Annotated in this window: 15 protein-coding genes; 3 read left to right on the top strand and 12 right to left on the bottom strand. The window is 67.8% G+C overall.

What is annotated here, in order from left to right; genetic code table 11:
* Positions 1-23: 23 nt before the first annotated feature.
* The 9 genes from BMZ38_RS00370 to BMZ38_RS00330 form a co-directional block, all read right to left on the bottom strand.
* Positions 24-533, bottom strand: a complete 510-nt coding sequence (locus tag BMZ38_RS00370) for a methylated-DNA--[protein]-cysteine S-methyltransferase (protein WP_091332820.1) — start codon at positions 531-533, stop codon at positions 24-26.
* Positions 534-634: 101 nt separating this feature from the next.
* Positions 635-2,122: a DNA-3-methyladenine glycosylase 2 gene (locus tag BMZ38_RS00365; RefSeq protein WP_091332818.1), complete on the bottom strand. Its 1,488-nt coding sequence runs from the start codon at positions 2,120-2,122 to the stop codon at positions 635-637.
* A gap of 391 nt (positions 2,123-2,513) precedes the next feature.
* Positions 2,514-3,437, bottom strand: coding sequence for a PDZ domain-containing protein (locus tag BMZ38_RS00360; RefSeq protein ID WP_139202357.1), 924 nt, complete (start codon positions 3,435-3,437; stop codon positions 2,514-2,516).
* Positions 3,434-4,135, bottom strand: a complete 702-nt coding sequence (locus BMZ38_RS00355; RefSeq protein ID WP_091332813.1) for a hypothetical protein — start codon at positions 4,133-4,135, stop codon at positions 3,434-3,436. The genes BMZ38_RS00360 and BMZ38_RS00355 overlap by 4 nt, the downstream gene beginning before the upstream one ends.
* Positions 4,136-4,258: 123 nt before the next feature.
* The gene (locus tag BMZ38_RS00350) at positions 4,259-5,227 is read right to left on the bottom strand and encodes an ABC-2 transporter permease (RefSeq protein ID WP_091332810.1); all 969 of its coding nucleotides are present in this window, start codon (positions 5,225-5,227) and stop codon (positions 4,259-4,261) included.
* Complete coding sequence (locus BMZ38_RS00345; protein ID WP_091332807.1) at positions 5,224-6,081, bottom strand: ABC transporter ATP-binding protein; 858 nt, start codon at positions 6,079-6,081, stop codon at positions 5,224-5,226. Before BMZ38_RS00345 ends, BMZ38_RS00350 begins: the two co-directional genes overlap by 4 nt.
* Positions 6,078-6,452, bottom strand: coding sequence for a GntR family transcriptional regulator (locus BMZ38_RS00340; protein ID WP_091332804.1), 375 nt, complete (start codon positions 6,450-6,452; stop codon positions 6,078-6,080). The genes BMZ38_RS00345 and BMZ38_RS00340 overlap by 4 nt, the downstream gene beginning before the upstream one ends.
* 3 nt (positions 6,453-6,455) lie before the next feature.
* Positions 6,456-6,779: a hypothetical protein gene (locus tag BMZ38_RS00335; protein WP_091332801.1), complete on the bottom strand. Its 324-nt coding sequence runs from the start codon at positions 6,777-6,779 to the stop codon at positions 6,456-6,458.
* 493 nt (positions 6,780-7,272) lie between these two features.
* Entirely contained in the window at positions 7,273-7,857 is a 585-nt protein-coding gene (locus BMZ38_RS00330) for an FMN-dependent NADH-azoreductase (protein WP_091332798.1), read from the bottom strand.
* Positions 7,858-7,973: 116 nt separating this feature from the next.
* Here BMZ38_RS00330 and BMZ38_RS00325 point away from each other — a divergent pair, with 116 nt between their 5' ends.
* Genes BMZ38_RS00325 through BMZ38_RS00315 form a run of 3 tightly spaced genes read left to right on the top strand, consistent with a single transcriptional unit; the run spans position 7,974 to position 10,943 of the window.
* Positions 7,974-8,951 carry a LysR substrate-binding domain-containing protein gene (locus BMZ38_RS00325; protein ID WP_091332795.1) on the top strand — a complete coding sequence of 326 codons (978 nt, stop codon included), beginning with the start codon at positions 7,974-7,976 and terminating at the stop codon, positions 8,949-8,951.
* A gap of 43 nt (positions 8,952-8,994) precedes the next feature.
* Positions 8,995-10,140 (top strand): pyridoxal phosphate-dependent aminotransferase, encoded by a 1,146-nt coding sequence (locus tag BMZ38_RS00320; RefSeq protein WP_091332792.1) that lies wholly within the window; start codon positions 8,995-8,997, stop codon positions 10,138-10,140.
* 2 nt (positions 10,141-10,142) lie between these two features.
* Entirely contained in the window at positions 10,143-10,943 is an 801-nt protein-coding gene (locus BMZ38_RS00315; protein WP_175483667.1) for an amidohydrolase, read from the top strand.
* A gap of 127 nt (positions 10,944-11,070) precedes the next feature.
* Here the strand turns inward: BMZ38_RS00315 and arsC are convergent, their stop codons facing one another.
* Genes arsC through scpB form a run of 3 tightly spaced genes read right to left on the bottom strand, consistent with a single transcriptional unit; the run spans position 11,071 to position 13,720 of the window.
* Positions 11,071-11,421 (bottom strand): arsenate reductase (glutaredoxin), encoded by a 351-nt coding sequence (gene arsC, locus BMZ38_RS00310; RefSeq protein WP_091334262.1) that lies wholly within the window; start codon positions 11,419-11,421, stop codon positions 11,071-11,073.
* 2 nt (positions 11,422-11,423) lie between these two features.
* Positions 11,424-12,848: a pseudouridine synthase gene (locus BMZ38_RS00305; RefSeq protein WP_091332786.1), complete on the bottom strand. Its 1,425-nt coding sequence runs from the start codon at positions 12,846-12,848 to the stop codon at positions 11,424-11,426.
* Complete coding sequence (gene scpB / locus BMZ38_RS00300) at positions 12,845-13,720, bottom strand: SMC-Scp complex subunit ScpB (protein WP_091332783.1); 876 nt, start codon at positions 13,718-13,720, stop codon at positions 12,845-12,847. Before scpB ends, BMZ38_RS00305 begins: the two co-directional genes overlap by 4 nt.
* Positions 13,721-13,724 lie beyond the last annotated feature (4 nt).

Genomic DNA, 13,724 nt, shown 5'->3' with positions numbered 1-13,724 from the left:
GCGTGCCCGCCCGCGGCGGCTGGTCAGTTCGCCAGGCCGAACAGGTCGCCGCGGGAAACGCCGTCTTCCATCGCCAGCAGGAACCGCTTGGTCGGCAGGCCGCCGCCGAAGCCGGTGAGACTTCCGTTGGCGCCGATCACGCGGTGGCAGGGCAGCACGATCGGCAGCGGGTTGCGTCCGTTCGCAGCGCCCACCGCACGCATTGCCTGCGGCTGACCGATGCGCCGCGCCAGGTCGCCGTAGCTGATGGTGGTGCCATAGGGTATGCGCGCCAGTTCCTGCCATACCGCCAGCTGGAACGGCGTGCCGAGCGGGTGCAGCGGCAGATCGAACACCTGCCGCGTACCGGCGAAGTATTCCTCCAGCTGCACGCGTGCGAAGGCGAGCGCTTGCGGCGAATGCACCCACGAAGGCGCCGGGCCGCGTCGGTGGCGGCCGGTCTCGAACCAGACTTCGCGCAGTCCCAGTTCGTCGGCGACCAGGCGCAGGTGGCCGATGGGAGTGGGCAGGTTGTCGTACCAGATGGTGTCCATGCGCGATGCTTGTCGTGGAAGGCTCTTGGTCACTTTGCCTACGCTCGGGGCCAGTGGCGTTCGCTCTTGGGCGTGGCGAAGGGGCGGCGAGTGGCATGTCGTCATGCGGGTACCTTTTTCGGCTGCACCTGATCGGCGGCACTGCGCCACAGATGCATCACCGCATAGGCACGCCAGGGGCGCCACGCCTCGGCCATGGTCGCGAGGGCGCGGGTGCTCAGTTCGCCATCGCCGCCGGCGGCCGCGCGTCGAAGAATCAGGTCGGCCGCCGGAAACGCATCCGGGTGGCTCAGCGCACGCATCGCCATATAGTGCGCGGTCCACTCGCCGATGCCCGGCAAGGCCGTCCAGCGCACGACGAATTCCTCCAGCGATTGCTCGGCGCGAAAATCCGCGCGCCCGTCGAGCAGCGCCCGTGCGATGCCGCGGATGGTTTCCGCACGGGCGTTGATCACGCCGACCTCGCGCAGGTCGGCCTCGGCCAGCCGCTCGGGCGTGGGGAACAACCGCGCCAGGCCCGGCAGTATGGGCATGTCCGGCGGCTCGCCCCAGCGTTCGACGACGCGCGCCGCCAGCGTGCGCGCCGCGGCCACGCTCACCTGCTGGCCGAGCACTGCCCGCACCGCGATCTCGAAGCCATCCCAGGCACCGGGCAGGCGCAGGCCCGGTCGCTTGCGCAGCAGCGGCGCGAGCACGTTGCCGACGCCCAGGGTGGTAGCGATCGCGCGTGGCTCCGCGTCCAGGTCGAACATCCGCCGCAGCCGCGTCACCACGGGCAGCAACCGGGCCGGTTGCGGGCAGTGCAGTTCCAGCTTGAGTGCGTGCTCGCCGTCCGGCCAGGCCGACAGGCGCAGCCAGCCGGGAGCGTCGGCCGGACCGAACACGCGCGCGTAGGCGTATGCGTCCACTTGCTCCATGCCGGGCAGCGCGCGCGTGCGCAGGAAGTCGAGCACGCCGTCGAAGTCGTACGGGGGTCGGTAGCCCAGTCGCAGCACCAGGGCTTCGCCCCCGGCGGCGTGTGGCTGACGGCGCAGCTCGCGCGGTGCGATGCGGTTGGCCTGGGCAAAGGCGGCGTTGAATCGACGCAGGCTGCCGAAGCCGGCGGCCAGCGCGACTTCGGTGACCGGCAGTGCGGTCTCGGTCAACAACTGCCTGGCGAACAGCAACCGGCGCGTGGTGTGCACGCTGAGCGGTGGCGCGCCCAGGTGCTCGACGAACAACCGTCGCAACTGGCGGGTTCCCACACCCACGCGGGTCGCCAGGTCTTCGAGCGAATCTTCGGCCAGCGCCCCGGCATCGATCAGCTTCAGCGCGCGCGCCACCACCTGAGCGCCCGGGTGCCAGGCCGGGTTGCCTGGCGCAAGCTCGGGCCGGCAGCGCAGGCAGGGCCGGAAGCCGTCGGCCTCGGCGGCCGCGGCGTTGGCGTAGTAGCGCACGTTCGACGGCTTGGGCGATGGCGCGGGGCAGACCGGCCGGCAATAGATGCGCGTGCTGGTTACCGCGGTGAAGAAAAGTCCGTCGAAGCGGGCATCGCGGCTCAGGCGCGCCTGTTCGCAGACGTGGTGATCGGGCAGGGTAGGTGAAGACATGGGAGCAGGCTAGCACTGCGTCTGGCGGTGTACTCGCCGCTTTCGGACATCAATGGCGTCGGCCTTGGTTCCCTGGCGCCCACCGGATCCGGCGCCTTCCGTGACCCCTGCCGGTGACACATGGGCCGCGGCAGGGCAGGCTCGACGGTCAAGGCGCGGTCTGTCTCAGCCAGCGTCAGGCATACCGGAGGATGCCCAACTGCAGCGCGATCTCGATCACGCTCATGAACACTTAGAAGGCCCATGCAGGTTGGCAAGAATGGTCGCCGTCAAGGGCGCTGATGAACATGTTGAGCCGGCGCCCCCATGCCGGTGGCAGCGCCAGTGACAGGAAGATCATCATCGCTGATCGGCCCGCCTGGTGAGCGGTATCAGCGGAAGGCCCGCCGCATCATTTGGCAGAAGGTTTGCGCGAATCGACCAGGCTTACGTAGTCGCGCCCGGCCACGGTGACGTCCTGTTCCGCATTGCCACGACGTATGTGCAGCCTGGCATCGGCGGGCTTGTCTGTGGAAAGCCGCTCGATCAGGTCATCTACGTCATCGACGGGCCGCCCGCCGACCGCCAGGATCAGGTCGCCCTGTCGCAGTCCCCAGACGCTCGCGGGTTCGGTGCGTGCCACCCGCACTCCATTCCCGTCACCGGACTTGAATGTGACTGAGCGGCCGGCATCGCGCCACACCAGCGACCTGTTCGAACAATCGCCCGCGTCGTCGACGATTTTGGCAAAGGGCTCGAAGGCCGGCAGCTGGATGGCCAGGCGATCCTGGGCAGCCTTGATCTGCCGCATGTCCAGGCAGATCTTCGATGCTTCCTCATCGACCTGCCGGGTGGCGGCATCCAGCGAGGCGTCGGCGTGCGCGTCGTCGCCGCCGGTGACTTTCATGGCGGCGCTCTTCAATGCCTGCACCCCGATCGCCGCGCCCGCCTTGCCGGTGGCGATGCCATGCTGGCGTACGGCGAGGGCGCCCCGGTAATACAGCTGCAATTGCTGGCGCTGCGCCTCGGTGACAGTGGCCGGATGGCCGCCGATCACCAGATTGCCGGTGGCATCGAGGCTGGCCTCGGTGCCGCCGGTGCCATGGAGGACCACGTCCGCACCGTGGACCACGATGCCGCCATTGGCGATGGTGGTGGAGCCGAGCGATTCATGGCTGCAGCCGGCCAGCAAGGTGACGACGGCGAAGGCAAGGGCGGTGCTTCGGATGAACATCAATGAGCCTCCGGTAGGGCCGGTCAGCGCTCGGCGCAGCCGGACCGCGGTGATCGGGTATCGGTCACGCGCGCCACGGCATGGGCGCGGACAGCGGATCAATCGGAAAACACGGCATTACCCTTCGTGCCGCTCTTGTCCGCCATGTCCTTGCCGCAATCCTCGACATCCTTCTGCGTCATCGTGGCGTAGGGCCTGAACTCGGTCATGGCGGCGGCCAGCTTCTGCTGCGAGGCCAGCAGATCGGGCATGCGCAGGCAGAGGCGGGCGGCGGCCGCCTGGATCTTGTCGGTCTGAGGTTTGATGGCGGCCTCGATCTCCTTGTCACTCTTGCCGTTTAGCGCACCCCAGATCGCTTCCCTCGCTGCACTGGCCCCCAGGCTGGCGCCGTGTTCGCCGATCTCCATGCCAGCCTCGGCGATGCCGATGATCTGCTGGCGGTAATCCAGCAACAAAGCATGCTGCTGCGGCGTGGCCTCCACTTCCTTGCCCCCGATCACCAGCTCGCCCCGGGGCGTGATCACGGCTTTGGGGCGAGTGTCGTCGTGGCGGTGCGACCCTTCGCCGATGTGGACGCTGTCCACGTCGATATCCTTGGTGGCCAGCTCCAGCTTGGCCTGCTCGATGCCCTTGTTGATTTCCGCCGATATGGCCGAGGGCGAGGTCTGCTTCTGGACTTCCTTCATGGCCTGGGCCACGCCGTTGTGGCTGTCCGAGTCGGCGGTGCCGGATTGGCTGCAGGCGACCAGTGGCAGCAACAGGGCCAATGCAAGTCCGCTGGTGATCGCTTTGGATTTCATCGGGATTCTCACTCCATGTCCGTCGGTTGGATTTGGCGGGAACACCGCTGTGGCCGAGGGAGCGGATGATCGTGGTGCATCCACGTGGGGCCGTGCGGTGGCGGCTTGCGAGTCCTTGCGCGATCAACCGTCATCGCGCCAGCGGCGGAACCAGATCGCCACCGCGATAAGGGCGGCCCCGAACAGCACGCCGATCCACAGGTTGGCCGAGCCGAGCAGATGGTAGGTGTTGCTCAGGTTCATGAAGTCGAGGTTGTTCTTGCCGGTATGGACCAGGTCGTCATCGGCGATCAGGCTGGCGCCGGGGAAGGCGCTGAACAGGGCGCGGGCGACGACGTTCTGCCAGAACCAGCCGGCGGACAGGTTGAACAGGCCCATGATGCCGAACCAGGTGACCAGCAGGCCGGTGGCGACCGGCAGGGCAATCGCCCACAGGAACGGCTTGGTTCGGGCCCAGGCCGAGCACGCCATCAGCCAGCCGACCGAGGGCAGGGCCCACAGCAGGTAGAGCGGGATGTGGCCGATCATGTTGAACGCGACCCGCAGCGGGTGGGCGAGCAGCAGCAACTGCCACACGTTCACCCCATGGAAGGACAGCGTGACCGCGACCATCAGCAACTGCAGGATGCCTGCCGCAATGCCCGCCAGCGTCGCGATGACCGGTGCCACGAGGGTGGCGCTGGCGACCTTGGAGATCACGGTCTCCGAATCGGACAGGGGCAGGGATTTCCAGAACAGGATGCTGCGGTCGCGGCGCTCGTCGTAGATCGCGCCGAGGCAATAGAAGAACACCACGAAGCCCATCACCACGAAGATCAGCGCCATCGAGGAATACATGGCGATGTCCAGCGCCATGCCCACCTGGCTCATGTCGCCGGCGTCCATCTGGGAGATGACGTGCTGCATCTCGCCGCTGGCGCCGAAATGGATGCCGTGCCTCGCGCCGACCACTTCGGCGGTGATGATGCCCATCAGGTTCAGCACCAGGAACACGGCGCCGGTGATCAGCGGCGCCCAAAGGAAGCCGCCGCGGTGCTCCCAGAACTCGCGCTTGACGAGCCAGTAGAATTTGTTGCCTGCAAGGGTGTTCATGCGTAGGTCCCCTTCATGGTGGCGACGAACAGGTCGCTGACGGACGGCCGGCGGATCTCGCCCAGCGCTTCCAGCGTCGCGCGGTCGGCGCCGTCGAACAGGAAGATGCTCTTGCCGAAGACCTGGCGTTCGTCCAGCGGCTGCAGCGCACGCGCCGCGGCGGCCTTGTCGGCATTGACCATCACTTCGGCAAAGCGGTCGCCGACGGCCTCCATGTCGGTGTCCAGCACGATCTTGCCGTCGCGGATGAACATCAGGTCGGTGAGGATGTGCTCGATCTCCTCCACCTGGTGGGTGGTGACGATGATCGTCTTGTTCTCGTCGAAGTAGTCCTCCAGCAGGCTCTGGTAGAACTGCTTGCGGTAGAGGATGTCCAGGCCGAGCGTGGGTTCGTCCAGCACCAGCAGACGGGCGTCGATGGCCATCACCAGGGCCAGGTGCAGCTGCACGATCATGCCCTTGGACATCTGCCGCACGCGCTGGTCCGGCGTGAGCTTGGTGCGCTTGAGGAAACCCTCGCACTTGGCGCGGTCGAAGCGCGGGTGCACGTGGGCGACGAAGTCGATCGCCTCGCGCACGCGGATCCAGCGCGGCAGCACCGCCACGTCGGCGATGAAGCACACCTGTTCCATCAGCTTGTCGCGCTGGGTGCGCGGGTCGTAGCCCAGCACCGACAGTTCGCCGTCGAAGGACGTCAGGCCAAGGATCGCCTTGAGCGCGGTGGTCTTGCCGGCGCCGTTGGGACCGATCAGGCCCACGATGCGGCCGGACTGGATCTCGAAGTTGACGTTGTCCAGCGCGGTGGCGTTCTTGTAGCGCTTGCTCAGGTTTCGCGCGGTAACGATGGCACTCATGGCTGCTGTTCCGTCGTGGCCGGCGCTTCGCGCATCAGCGTTTTGAGATCGAGCCCCAGGCGCTGCAGGCGCGCGAACAGGGTCGGCCATTCCTCGCGCAGGAAGCGCTCGCGCTCGGATTTCAACAAGGCCTCGCGGGCCCCCTCGGTGACGAACATGCCCAGCCCTCTCCTTTTTTCGACCAGTTGATCGTCGACCAGCTCCTGGTACGCCTTGGAAACCGTCAGCGGATTGATCTGGAAATCCGCTGCCACCTGGCGTACCGACGGCAGCGGGTCGCCTTCGTTCAAGGCGCCATCCAGGATCATCGCCACCACGCGTTCGCGCAGCTGGCGGTAGATCGGGACGCTGTCGTTCCAGGTGATGGTCATACGTTATTCCTTGCTGGCACGGGCGATCTGGGTGCCAAACGAATAGTAGGGCATGGCCAGCTGCGCCCCGAGCAGGGTGGCGCCCGCTTCGGCGTGCGTGCCCAGCGCCGGCGCCAGGGTGGCGCTGGTGATGTCGGCGTCGCCCAGCAGCGCGGCGGCGCGCAGGTCGCTGGCGTTCGGGCTCACTTCGACCGGGGCCAGGGTGACCACGCGGATGCCGTTGATTTCGGAAACCGGCGCAGTGCGCACGGGGGTGTTCAGGGCAACCAGGCCCGTCGCGGTGAACAGCGTGGCGGCGGCCAGGGCAATCAGGTTCTGCGCTTTCATGGCGGGTCTCCTTTAGTGACCTCGTGGACCGGTGTTGTAGTGAACTATAACACCATCCCAGAAAGCGTCAACAGGCAAGAGGCCATGACTGATGGCCTACCTGGGCTATTGACTTATGCATCAGTGGCTTGCGGCCTGTTTCGCCAACAGTCTTCAGTGTGGGACCTGTGGAAGCCGGGCTTCGGCCACACCGATCGACGCAATCGTTCCGGCGGAAAGTTGGCTTGTCCCGCCTGTCCGGCGATACGTGCCGGCTGCGCAGGCCATTGCAGCCGGTTTGGGTGCCGGCATGGAGATGTCGGAGAAAAATCCCGGCCGCCGAGCATGACGTCGGCGGATTTTCCGGCTCCAGCGAGGGAAAGCCGCGGTATGTCCGGGCGCGCCAGCCTTTTCGCCTGACGAACGCGAAAACCCTCTCCCGTTGGGAGAGGGTTTCGGCCAGCGCGGGTAACTCGCTACCCCGATGGACACCTTGTTCCCGCAGAGCGAGGGCTCAAGCCGCCTTCGGCAGCAGCGTTCCGATGGCATCGCGCGCCGTGGCCAACGCCCGGTCCTTGTGCTCGGCGCTTACCGCGACGCCTTCGGCCCGCACGAACTCCACCTCGGTGAGGCCAAGGAAGCCCAGCACCGCGCGCAGGTAGTTCTCCTGGAAATCCATTGCCGCGCCGCCGCTGCCCTCGCCGTAGAACCCGCCACGGCTGGAGGCCACGATTACCCGCTTGCCACCGGCCAGGCCCTCGGGGCCGTTGGCGGTGTAGCGGAAGGTCTTGCCGGCGACCGCGATGCGGTCGATCCAGGCCTTGAGCGCGCTGGGAATGCCAAAGTTGTACATCGGCGCGCCGATCACGATGACGTCGGCGGCGAGGAATTCATCCATCACCTGATTGCCCAGCAACGCAGCCGGGTCGCTGGCGTCGGCCACCGGCGCCCAATGCGGCAGCGGCTGCGCGGCGAGGTCGCGATAGTGGACGGATGCATCCGGGCGGGCACGCCTGACCTGCTCCACGATGTCCGCCGTGAGCGCGCGCGAAACCGAGTGGTGGCCCAGGGCGCTCGAATCGATGTGCAGCAGTTTCATGGCATGACTCCAGTCGAAAGCCGGCGTGCCGGCGACAGGAGTAACGATAGTTTCGCAACAATGGCTTGATAAGCCGGCTAATATTGAACTTATCGTTTCTGGCAGGAAACAACGGTATGACCCTCGATGGCACGCTGCAGGACCTCAACGATCTCTATTTTTTCGCCATGGTGGTCGAGCACAACGGCTTTTCGGCGGCCGGCCGCGCGCTGGGCGTACCCAAGTCACGCCTGAGCAAGCGCGTGGCCCAGCTGGAGGAACGCCTGGGCGTGCGCCTGCTGCAGCGGACCACCCGCCGTTTCGTGGTCACGGAAGTGGGCGAGCGCTTCTACGCGCATTGCCGGGCGGTGCTGGAAGAGGCCCGCGCCGCGCAGGAGGCGGTCGACGAACTGCGCGCCGAACCGCGCGGCGTGGTACGGCTCAGCTGCCCGGTGTCGCTGGCGCAGACGGTGGTGGCGCACGTGCTGCCTGACTTCCTGTCGCAATACCCCAAGGTGCAGGTGCGCGTGCTCTCCAGCAACCGCCGCGTGGACGTGGTGGGCGAGGGCTACGACATCGCCATCCGCGTGCGCAGCAAGCTGGACGCCGACGCCAACATGGTGATGCGCACCTTCGGCCTGTCGCGCGTGCTGGCGGTGGCCAGCCCCGCGTTGCTCGACCGCGTGGGCCGGCCCGCCGTGCCAGCCGGGCTGGCGGCCATGCCGGCGCTGACCATGCTCGAACACGAGGGCGCGCAGGTGTGGGAGCTGATCGACGCGCATGGCGAGCGGGTCTCGGTGGAGATGAGCGCGCGCCTGGTCACCGGCGAGTTCGCGCTACTGCTGGAAGCCGCGCGCCGCGGGCTGGGCGTGGCGCTGTTGCCCGAGTTCGTCTGCGCGCCGGCGATCACGCGCGGCGAGCTGGAGGTGGTCCTGCCGGACTGGAGCGCGCCCGAAGGCACCATGCACTTCGTCTATCCCAGCCGGCGCGGCATGTTGCCGGGCGTGCGAGCGCTGGTCGATTTCCTGGCCGAACGCCTGCCTGACGCGACGCGACAGAAGCACGAACAGTGCCGCCAGCGTCCGCTTTCACCGCTCGACCAGCCGCCCACCTGAGCCGTGCTAGGCTTGCCGTTTGGCCTTCCAGACATCCGCAGGCATGAACATCGATACCAAGCTGCCCAAGGTTGGCACCACCATCTTCAGCGTGATGAGCCAGCTCGCGCTCGATCACCGGGCAGTGAACCTCGGCCAGGGTTTCCCCGACTTCGAGCCGCCGCAGGCGTTGCGTGACGCGCTGACCCGCGCGATGGCCGAAGGCAAGAACCAGTACGCCCCGGGTATCGGGACAGCGCCGTTGCGCGAGCAGATCGCGATCAAGACGCAGCAGCTGTACGGGCGGCGCGTGGACTCCGCGACCGAGGTCACCGTGACCTCCGGCGCCACCGAGGCGCTGTTCGCGGCGATCGCCGCCACCGTGCGCGCGGGCGAGGAAGTGATCGTGTTCGATCCGGCCTACGATTCCTATGAGCCGGCGATCGAGCTGCAGGGCGCACGCGCCGTGCACATTCCGCTGACCGTGCCCAGCTTTGCGATCGACTGGCAGCGGGTGCGCGACGCGATCACGCCGAGCACGCGCATGATCCTGGTCAACAGCCCGCACAACCCCTCCGGCGCGGTGCTTTCGTGCGACGACCTGGACACGCTGGCCGAGATCACCCGCGACACCGGTATCGTGGTGCTCTCGGACGAGGTCTACGAACACATCGTCTATGACGGTGCCCGGCACGAGAGCGTACTGCGCCATCCCGAGCTCGCCGAGCGCAGCATCGTGGTGTCCAGCTTCGGCAAGACCTACCACTGCACCGGCTGGAAGGTCGGCTACGCGGTGGCGCCGGCGGCGCTGTCGGCCGAATTCCGCAAGGTGCACCAGTACCTGACCTTCTGCACCTTCCATCCGGCCCAGGCGGCGTTCGCGGAAATCCTGGCCAGCGACCCGGCGCACTACCTGGAACTGCCGGACTTCTACCAGGCCAAGCGCGACCGCTTTCGCGCGCTGCTGGCGCCGTCGCGCTTCAAATTGCTGGACGTGCCGGGCGGCTACTTCCAATTGGTCGACTACTCGGCCATCCGCGACGAGGACGACATCGCGTTCTCGCGCTGGCTGGTCGAGCAGGGTGGCGTGGCGGGTATTCCGCTCACGCCGTTCTACGAAAAGCCGCCGGGCACGCGCCTGCTGCGCCTGTGCTTTGCCAAGAGCGACGCCACCATGGCCGCCGCCGCGGAACGCCTATGCCAGCTTTGAACATGCAGCCGCTGAGCGTCAGCCTGGTTCAGGGCGCCACGCGCTGGCACGACGCGCCGGCCAACCGCGACTACTACGGCTCGCTGGTGCGCCAGGCCAGGGGAAGCGACCTGGTGGTGCTGCCGGAAACCTTCCTGTCCGGCTTCAGCAACGATACCCGGGCCAGTGCCGGCACCATGGACGGCGAAGGCGTGGCCTGGCTGCGCGCGCTGGCGGCCGAAGTTGATGCGGTGATCTGCGGAAGCCTGGCGATCAGCGAGAACGGCACCGTCTACAACCGTCTGTTCTGGATGCGCCCGGATGGCAGCCACGCGCAGTACGACAAGCGCCACCTGTTCCGCATGTCCGGCGAGCACACCCGCTACGGCAGCGGCACCGAGCGGCCGGTGGTGGAGCTCAAGGGTTGGCGCATCCTGCCGCAGGTCTGCTACGACCTGCGCTTCCCGGTGTGGCTGCGCAACCGCCGGCTGGAAAGTGCGGCAGGCGGCATGGACTATGACCTGGCGCTGTTCGTCGCCAACTGGCCGGCGCCGCGTCGGCAGCCGTGGCGGACGCTACTGCGCGCGCGGGCGATCGAGAATCTTGCCTATGTCGTTGGCGTCAATCGCGTGGGCGTGGATGGAAATGACCTGCCCTACGCCGGCGACAGCGCAGTGATCGACCCGCTGGGCGAGCCGCTCATCGAGCTGGGCGCGCAGGAGCAGCTTGCCAAGGTGCGCCTGGATCCGTCGCTCCTGCTGGCACACCGGGAGCGGTTCCCGGCCTGGATGGATGCCGACGAATTCACACTGGGGGCCGGCTGACCCGCGTGCGGAGCACGCAGGTACTGCTGGCCTCGCGCACGGGGACTGCCGGCTCCCCCGCTGGCCGCAGGAAAAAGAAAACCGCCCTGGGGCGGCTTCTTCCTGCCTACGGCACGACCTGGGCAGATCAGGCCAGGATCGGGAGCACAGCCTCGGGCGGGCGCCCGATCGCCGCCTTGCCGTTGGCCACCACGATGGGGCGTTCGATCAACTTCGGGTGCGCTGCCATCGCCTGAAGGATGCCCTCATCGGCGATGGCGGGATCGGCAAGCCCCAGTTCCTCGTACTCCGCTTCACCGGTACGCAGCAACTGGCGCGGCGTCATGCCGAGCAGACGCAGCAGGGTCTTCAACTCTTCGACGCTGGGCGGCGTGTCCAGGTAATGGACCACCTCCGGCTCGAGCCCGCGTTCCCGCAGCAGCTCCAGTGTGCCGCGCGATTTCGAGCAACGGCTGTTGTGGTAGATCCGCACACCCATCATCAGCGGTTGCCGGACCGGTTGCCGCCGCGGCCGCCGTGCGGACGGCCGCCGCCGTGGCCCTGCGGGCGATTGCCGCGGTTCTGCGGCCGGCCGCCCTGGCCGGGCGCGCCGCCCTGGCCGGGCGTGCCGCCCTGGCGGTTGCCGCGATTGCCGCCACCACCGCCGAAGCCGGCGTAGGGACCGGCAGCGCGTGCCTCGCCACCACGACCGGCGGCTGGTTTGCCACCGGCCGGCTTGCCGCCGCGGCGGTTGCCACCCGGACCGGGGGCGTTGCCACGGGCGCCGCCGTCACGGCTTTCGCCGGCGAACCAGGTGCGCACCGAGGGCAACTCCTGGCCCGGGGCCACGCCTCGCTTGTTCTTGCGGCCTCCGGGATTGGCCGGTCGCTCCGGACGGGCCACATTGCCGTTGACCTCCTTGCCCGGACGGCGGCGCTGCTGCTTGCCTCGCACCGGTTCCTCGCGGATCCGGTCGAACGCGCGCAGCTCACGCGCCTCGTCATGGTAGGCACTGCTCCAGGCCGTGGGCGTGCCGCGCTCGGGGCGGTATTCGGTGACGCTGCGGCTGGCGCGGCGCTGGTGCAGCACCGGGCTCAGCGTCAGCGCGGGCTGGGCGGGTCCGAGGCCGGCCGACTTGCGCAGGTCCTTGATGGCGTCCTCGGAGAGCGCTTCGCTCTCGCCCCGCCGCAGGGTGCGCGGCAGCTCGATGTTGCCGTAACGGATGCGCTTGAGGCGGCTGACCAGGAAACCCTGCGAGTCCCACAGGCGGCGCACTTCGCGGTTGCGGCCCTCGCGGATCACCACGCGGAACCAGCTGTGGCTGCCGCCGCGGCTGATGATGGCGATCTCGTCGAAGCGGGCGGGACCGTCCTCCAGTTCGACACCGGCCTTGAGCTTCTCGATGATCTCGTCGGGCACCTCGCCATGCACGCGGCAGAGGTACTCGCGGCCGAGCCCGCTCCTGGGATGCATCAGCGCGTTGGCCAGTTCGCCGTCGGTGGTGAGCAGCAGCAGGCCGGTGGTGTTGATGTCCAGGCGACCCACCGCGACCCAGCGCGCGCCCTTCAGGCGCGGCAGCTGCTCGAATACAGTGGGACGGCCTTCGGGATCTTCGCGGGTGGTCACCACGCCTTCGGGCTTGTGGTAGAGCAGTACCTCGGTGTCGTCCCGGTTGTCGGTGGCCACGACGAACTGCTTGCCGTCGAGTACCACCCGGTCGCCGGCGTGCACGCTGGCACCGATGCCGGCCGGTGCGCCGTTGAGTTCGACCTCGCCGGCCTGGATACGCTGCTCCAGCATGCGGCGCGAGCCCAGGCCAGCGTTGGCCAGCACCTTGTGTAGGCGCTCTTCCAGGGCGGGGATGTCGGTGGTGTCGGCGCGGGTTTCGCGCTTCAGGGTCAGAACGGATTTCTGCGGCGCAGTCATGCGCGGTACTCCTCGATGTCCTGCTCGGCGGCGTCGGATTCGACGTCGACCTGGGCTGCTGCCTCGTCGGCAGTGGCGGATGGGGTGGAAACGGGCGCGTCGTCGTCGGGCGCCACGGCGGTGGTTTCGATGGGTGGGGCAGATTCGATGTTCACGTCGGCGCCCGCTTCGCCGGCCGCTTGGTTTTCGGCGGGCGGCGTTTCGCCCTGCAGCGCATCTGCGGTTGCGTCGTGCATGCCGTCGGGATCGTCCCGCAACGGGTCGCCAGCCTGTTCCGGGTCGACCGGCAGATCCTTGATCACCCGGGGCGGCAGTGGCTCCTGGTCGAGCCGCAGCTGCGGGTCCTCCATGTCGCGGATTTCCGACAGTGGCGGCAGTTCGTCTAGCGATTTCAGGTTGAAATAATCCAGGAAGGCCCGGGTAGTACCGAACAGCGCGGGCCTGCCGGGCACGTCGCGGTGGCCGACCACGCGGATCCACTCGCGCTCCTCCAGCGTCTTGATGATGTTGGAGGAGACCACCACGCCGCGGATCTGCTCGATCTCCGGACGGGTGATCGGCTGGCGGTAGGCGATCAGCGCCAGTGTTTCGAGCAGGGCACGCGAGTAGCGGCTCGGCTTCTCGGTCCACATGCGCGACACCCACGGGTGCACGTCCTGGCGGACCTGGTAGCGGAACCCGGAGGCGACTTCCTTCAGCTCGATGCCGCGGCCGGCGCAGTCCTCGGCCAACGCTTCCAGTACACGGGCGATCGCTTCGCGGTCGACCTCGTCCTCTTCGACGAACAGCTCGCCCAGCTGCGCCACGGTGAGTGGCTGGCTGGCGGCAAGCAGGGCTGCCTCGATGATCGGTTTGAGTTGCTCGATCTGCATGGCC

Source organism: Frateuria terrea, from assembly GCF_900115705.1.
Classification (GTDB): Bacteria; Pseudomonadota; Gammaproteobacteria; order Xanthomonadales; family Rhodanobacteraceae; genus Frateuria_A; species Frateuria_A terrea.
The sequence above is the reverse complement of the archived record's forward strand: the minus strand, read 5'-3'. Positions and strand labels throughout refer to the sequence as shown.

Excerpts from the sequence above, each read along its gene's own strand:
- BMZ38_RS00335 (WP_091332801.1), bottom strand. The coding sequence starts at position 6,779 with ATGAAAGCGCAGAACCTGATTGCCCTGGCCGCCGCCACGCTGTTCACC.
- BMZ38_RS00340 (WP_091332804.1), bottom strand. The coding sequence starts at position 6,452 with ATGACCATCACCTGGAACGACAGCGTCCCGATCTACCGCCAGCTGCGC.
- BMZ38_RS00370 (WP_091332820.1), bottom strand. The coding sequence starts at position 533 with ATGGACACCATCTGGTACGACAACCTGCCCACTCCCATCGGCCACCTG.
- arsC (WP_091334262.1), bottom strand. The coding sequence starts at position 11,421 with ATGGGTGTGCGGATCTACCACAACAGCCGTTGCTCGAAATCGCGCGGC.
- BMZ38_RS00365 (WP_091332818.1), bottom strand. The coding sequence starts at position 2,122 with ATGTCTTCACCTACCCTGCCCGATCACCACGTCTGCGAACAGGCGCGC.
- BMZ38_RS00325 (WP_091332795.1), top strand. The coding sequence starts at position 7,974 with ATGACCCTCGATGGCACGCTGCAGGACCTCAACGATCTCTATTTTTTC.
- BMZ38_RS00345 (WP_091332807.1), bottom strand. The coding sequence starts at position 6,081 with ATGAGTGCCATCGTTACCGCGCGAAACCTGAGCAAGCGCTACAAGAAC.
- BMZ38_RS00320 (WP_091332792.1), top strand. The coding sequence starts at position 8,995 with ATGAACATCGATACCAAGCTGCCCAAGGTTGGCACCACCATCTTCAGC.
- BMZ38_RS00330 (WP_091332798.1), bottom strand. The coding sequence starts at position 7,857 with ATGAAACTGCTGCACATCGATTCGAGCGCCCTGGGCCACCACTCGGTT.
- BMZ38_RS00305 (WP_091332786.1), bottom strand. The coding sequence starts at position 12,848 with ATGACTGCGCCGCAGAAATCCGTTCTGACCCTGAAGCGCGAAACCCGC.
- BMZ38_RS00315 (WP_175483667.1), top strand. The coding sequence starts at position 10,143 with ATGCAGCCGCTGAGCGTCAGCCTGGTTCAGGGCGCCACGCGCTGGCAC.
- BMZ38_RS00355 (WP_091332813.1), bottom strand. The coding sequence starts at position 4,135 with ATGAAATCCAAAGCGATCACCAGCGGACTTGCATTGGCCCTGTTGCTG.
- scpB (WP_091332783.1), bottom strand. The coding sequence starts at position 13,720 with ATGCAGATCGAGCAACTCAAACCGATCATCGAGGCAGCCCTGCTTGCC.
- BMZ38_RS00350 (WP_091332810.1), bottom strand. The coding sequence starts at position 5,227 with ATGAACACCCTTGCAGGCAACAAATTCTACTGGCTCGTCAAGCGCGAG.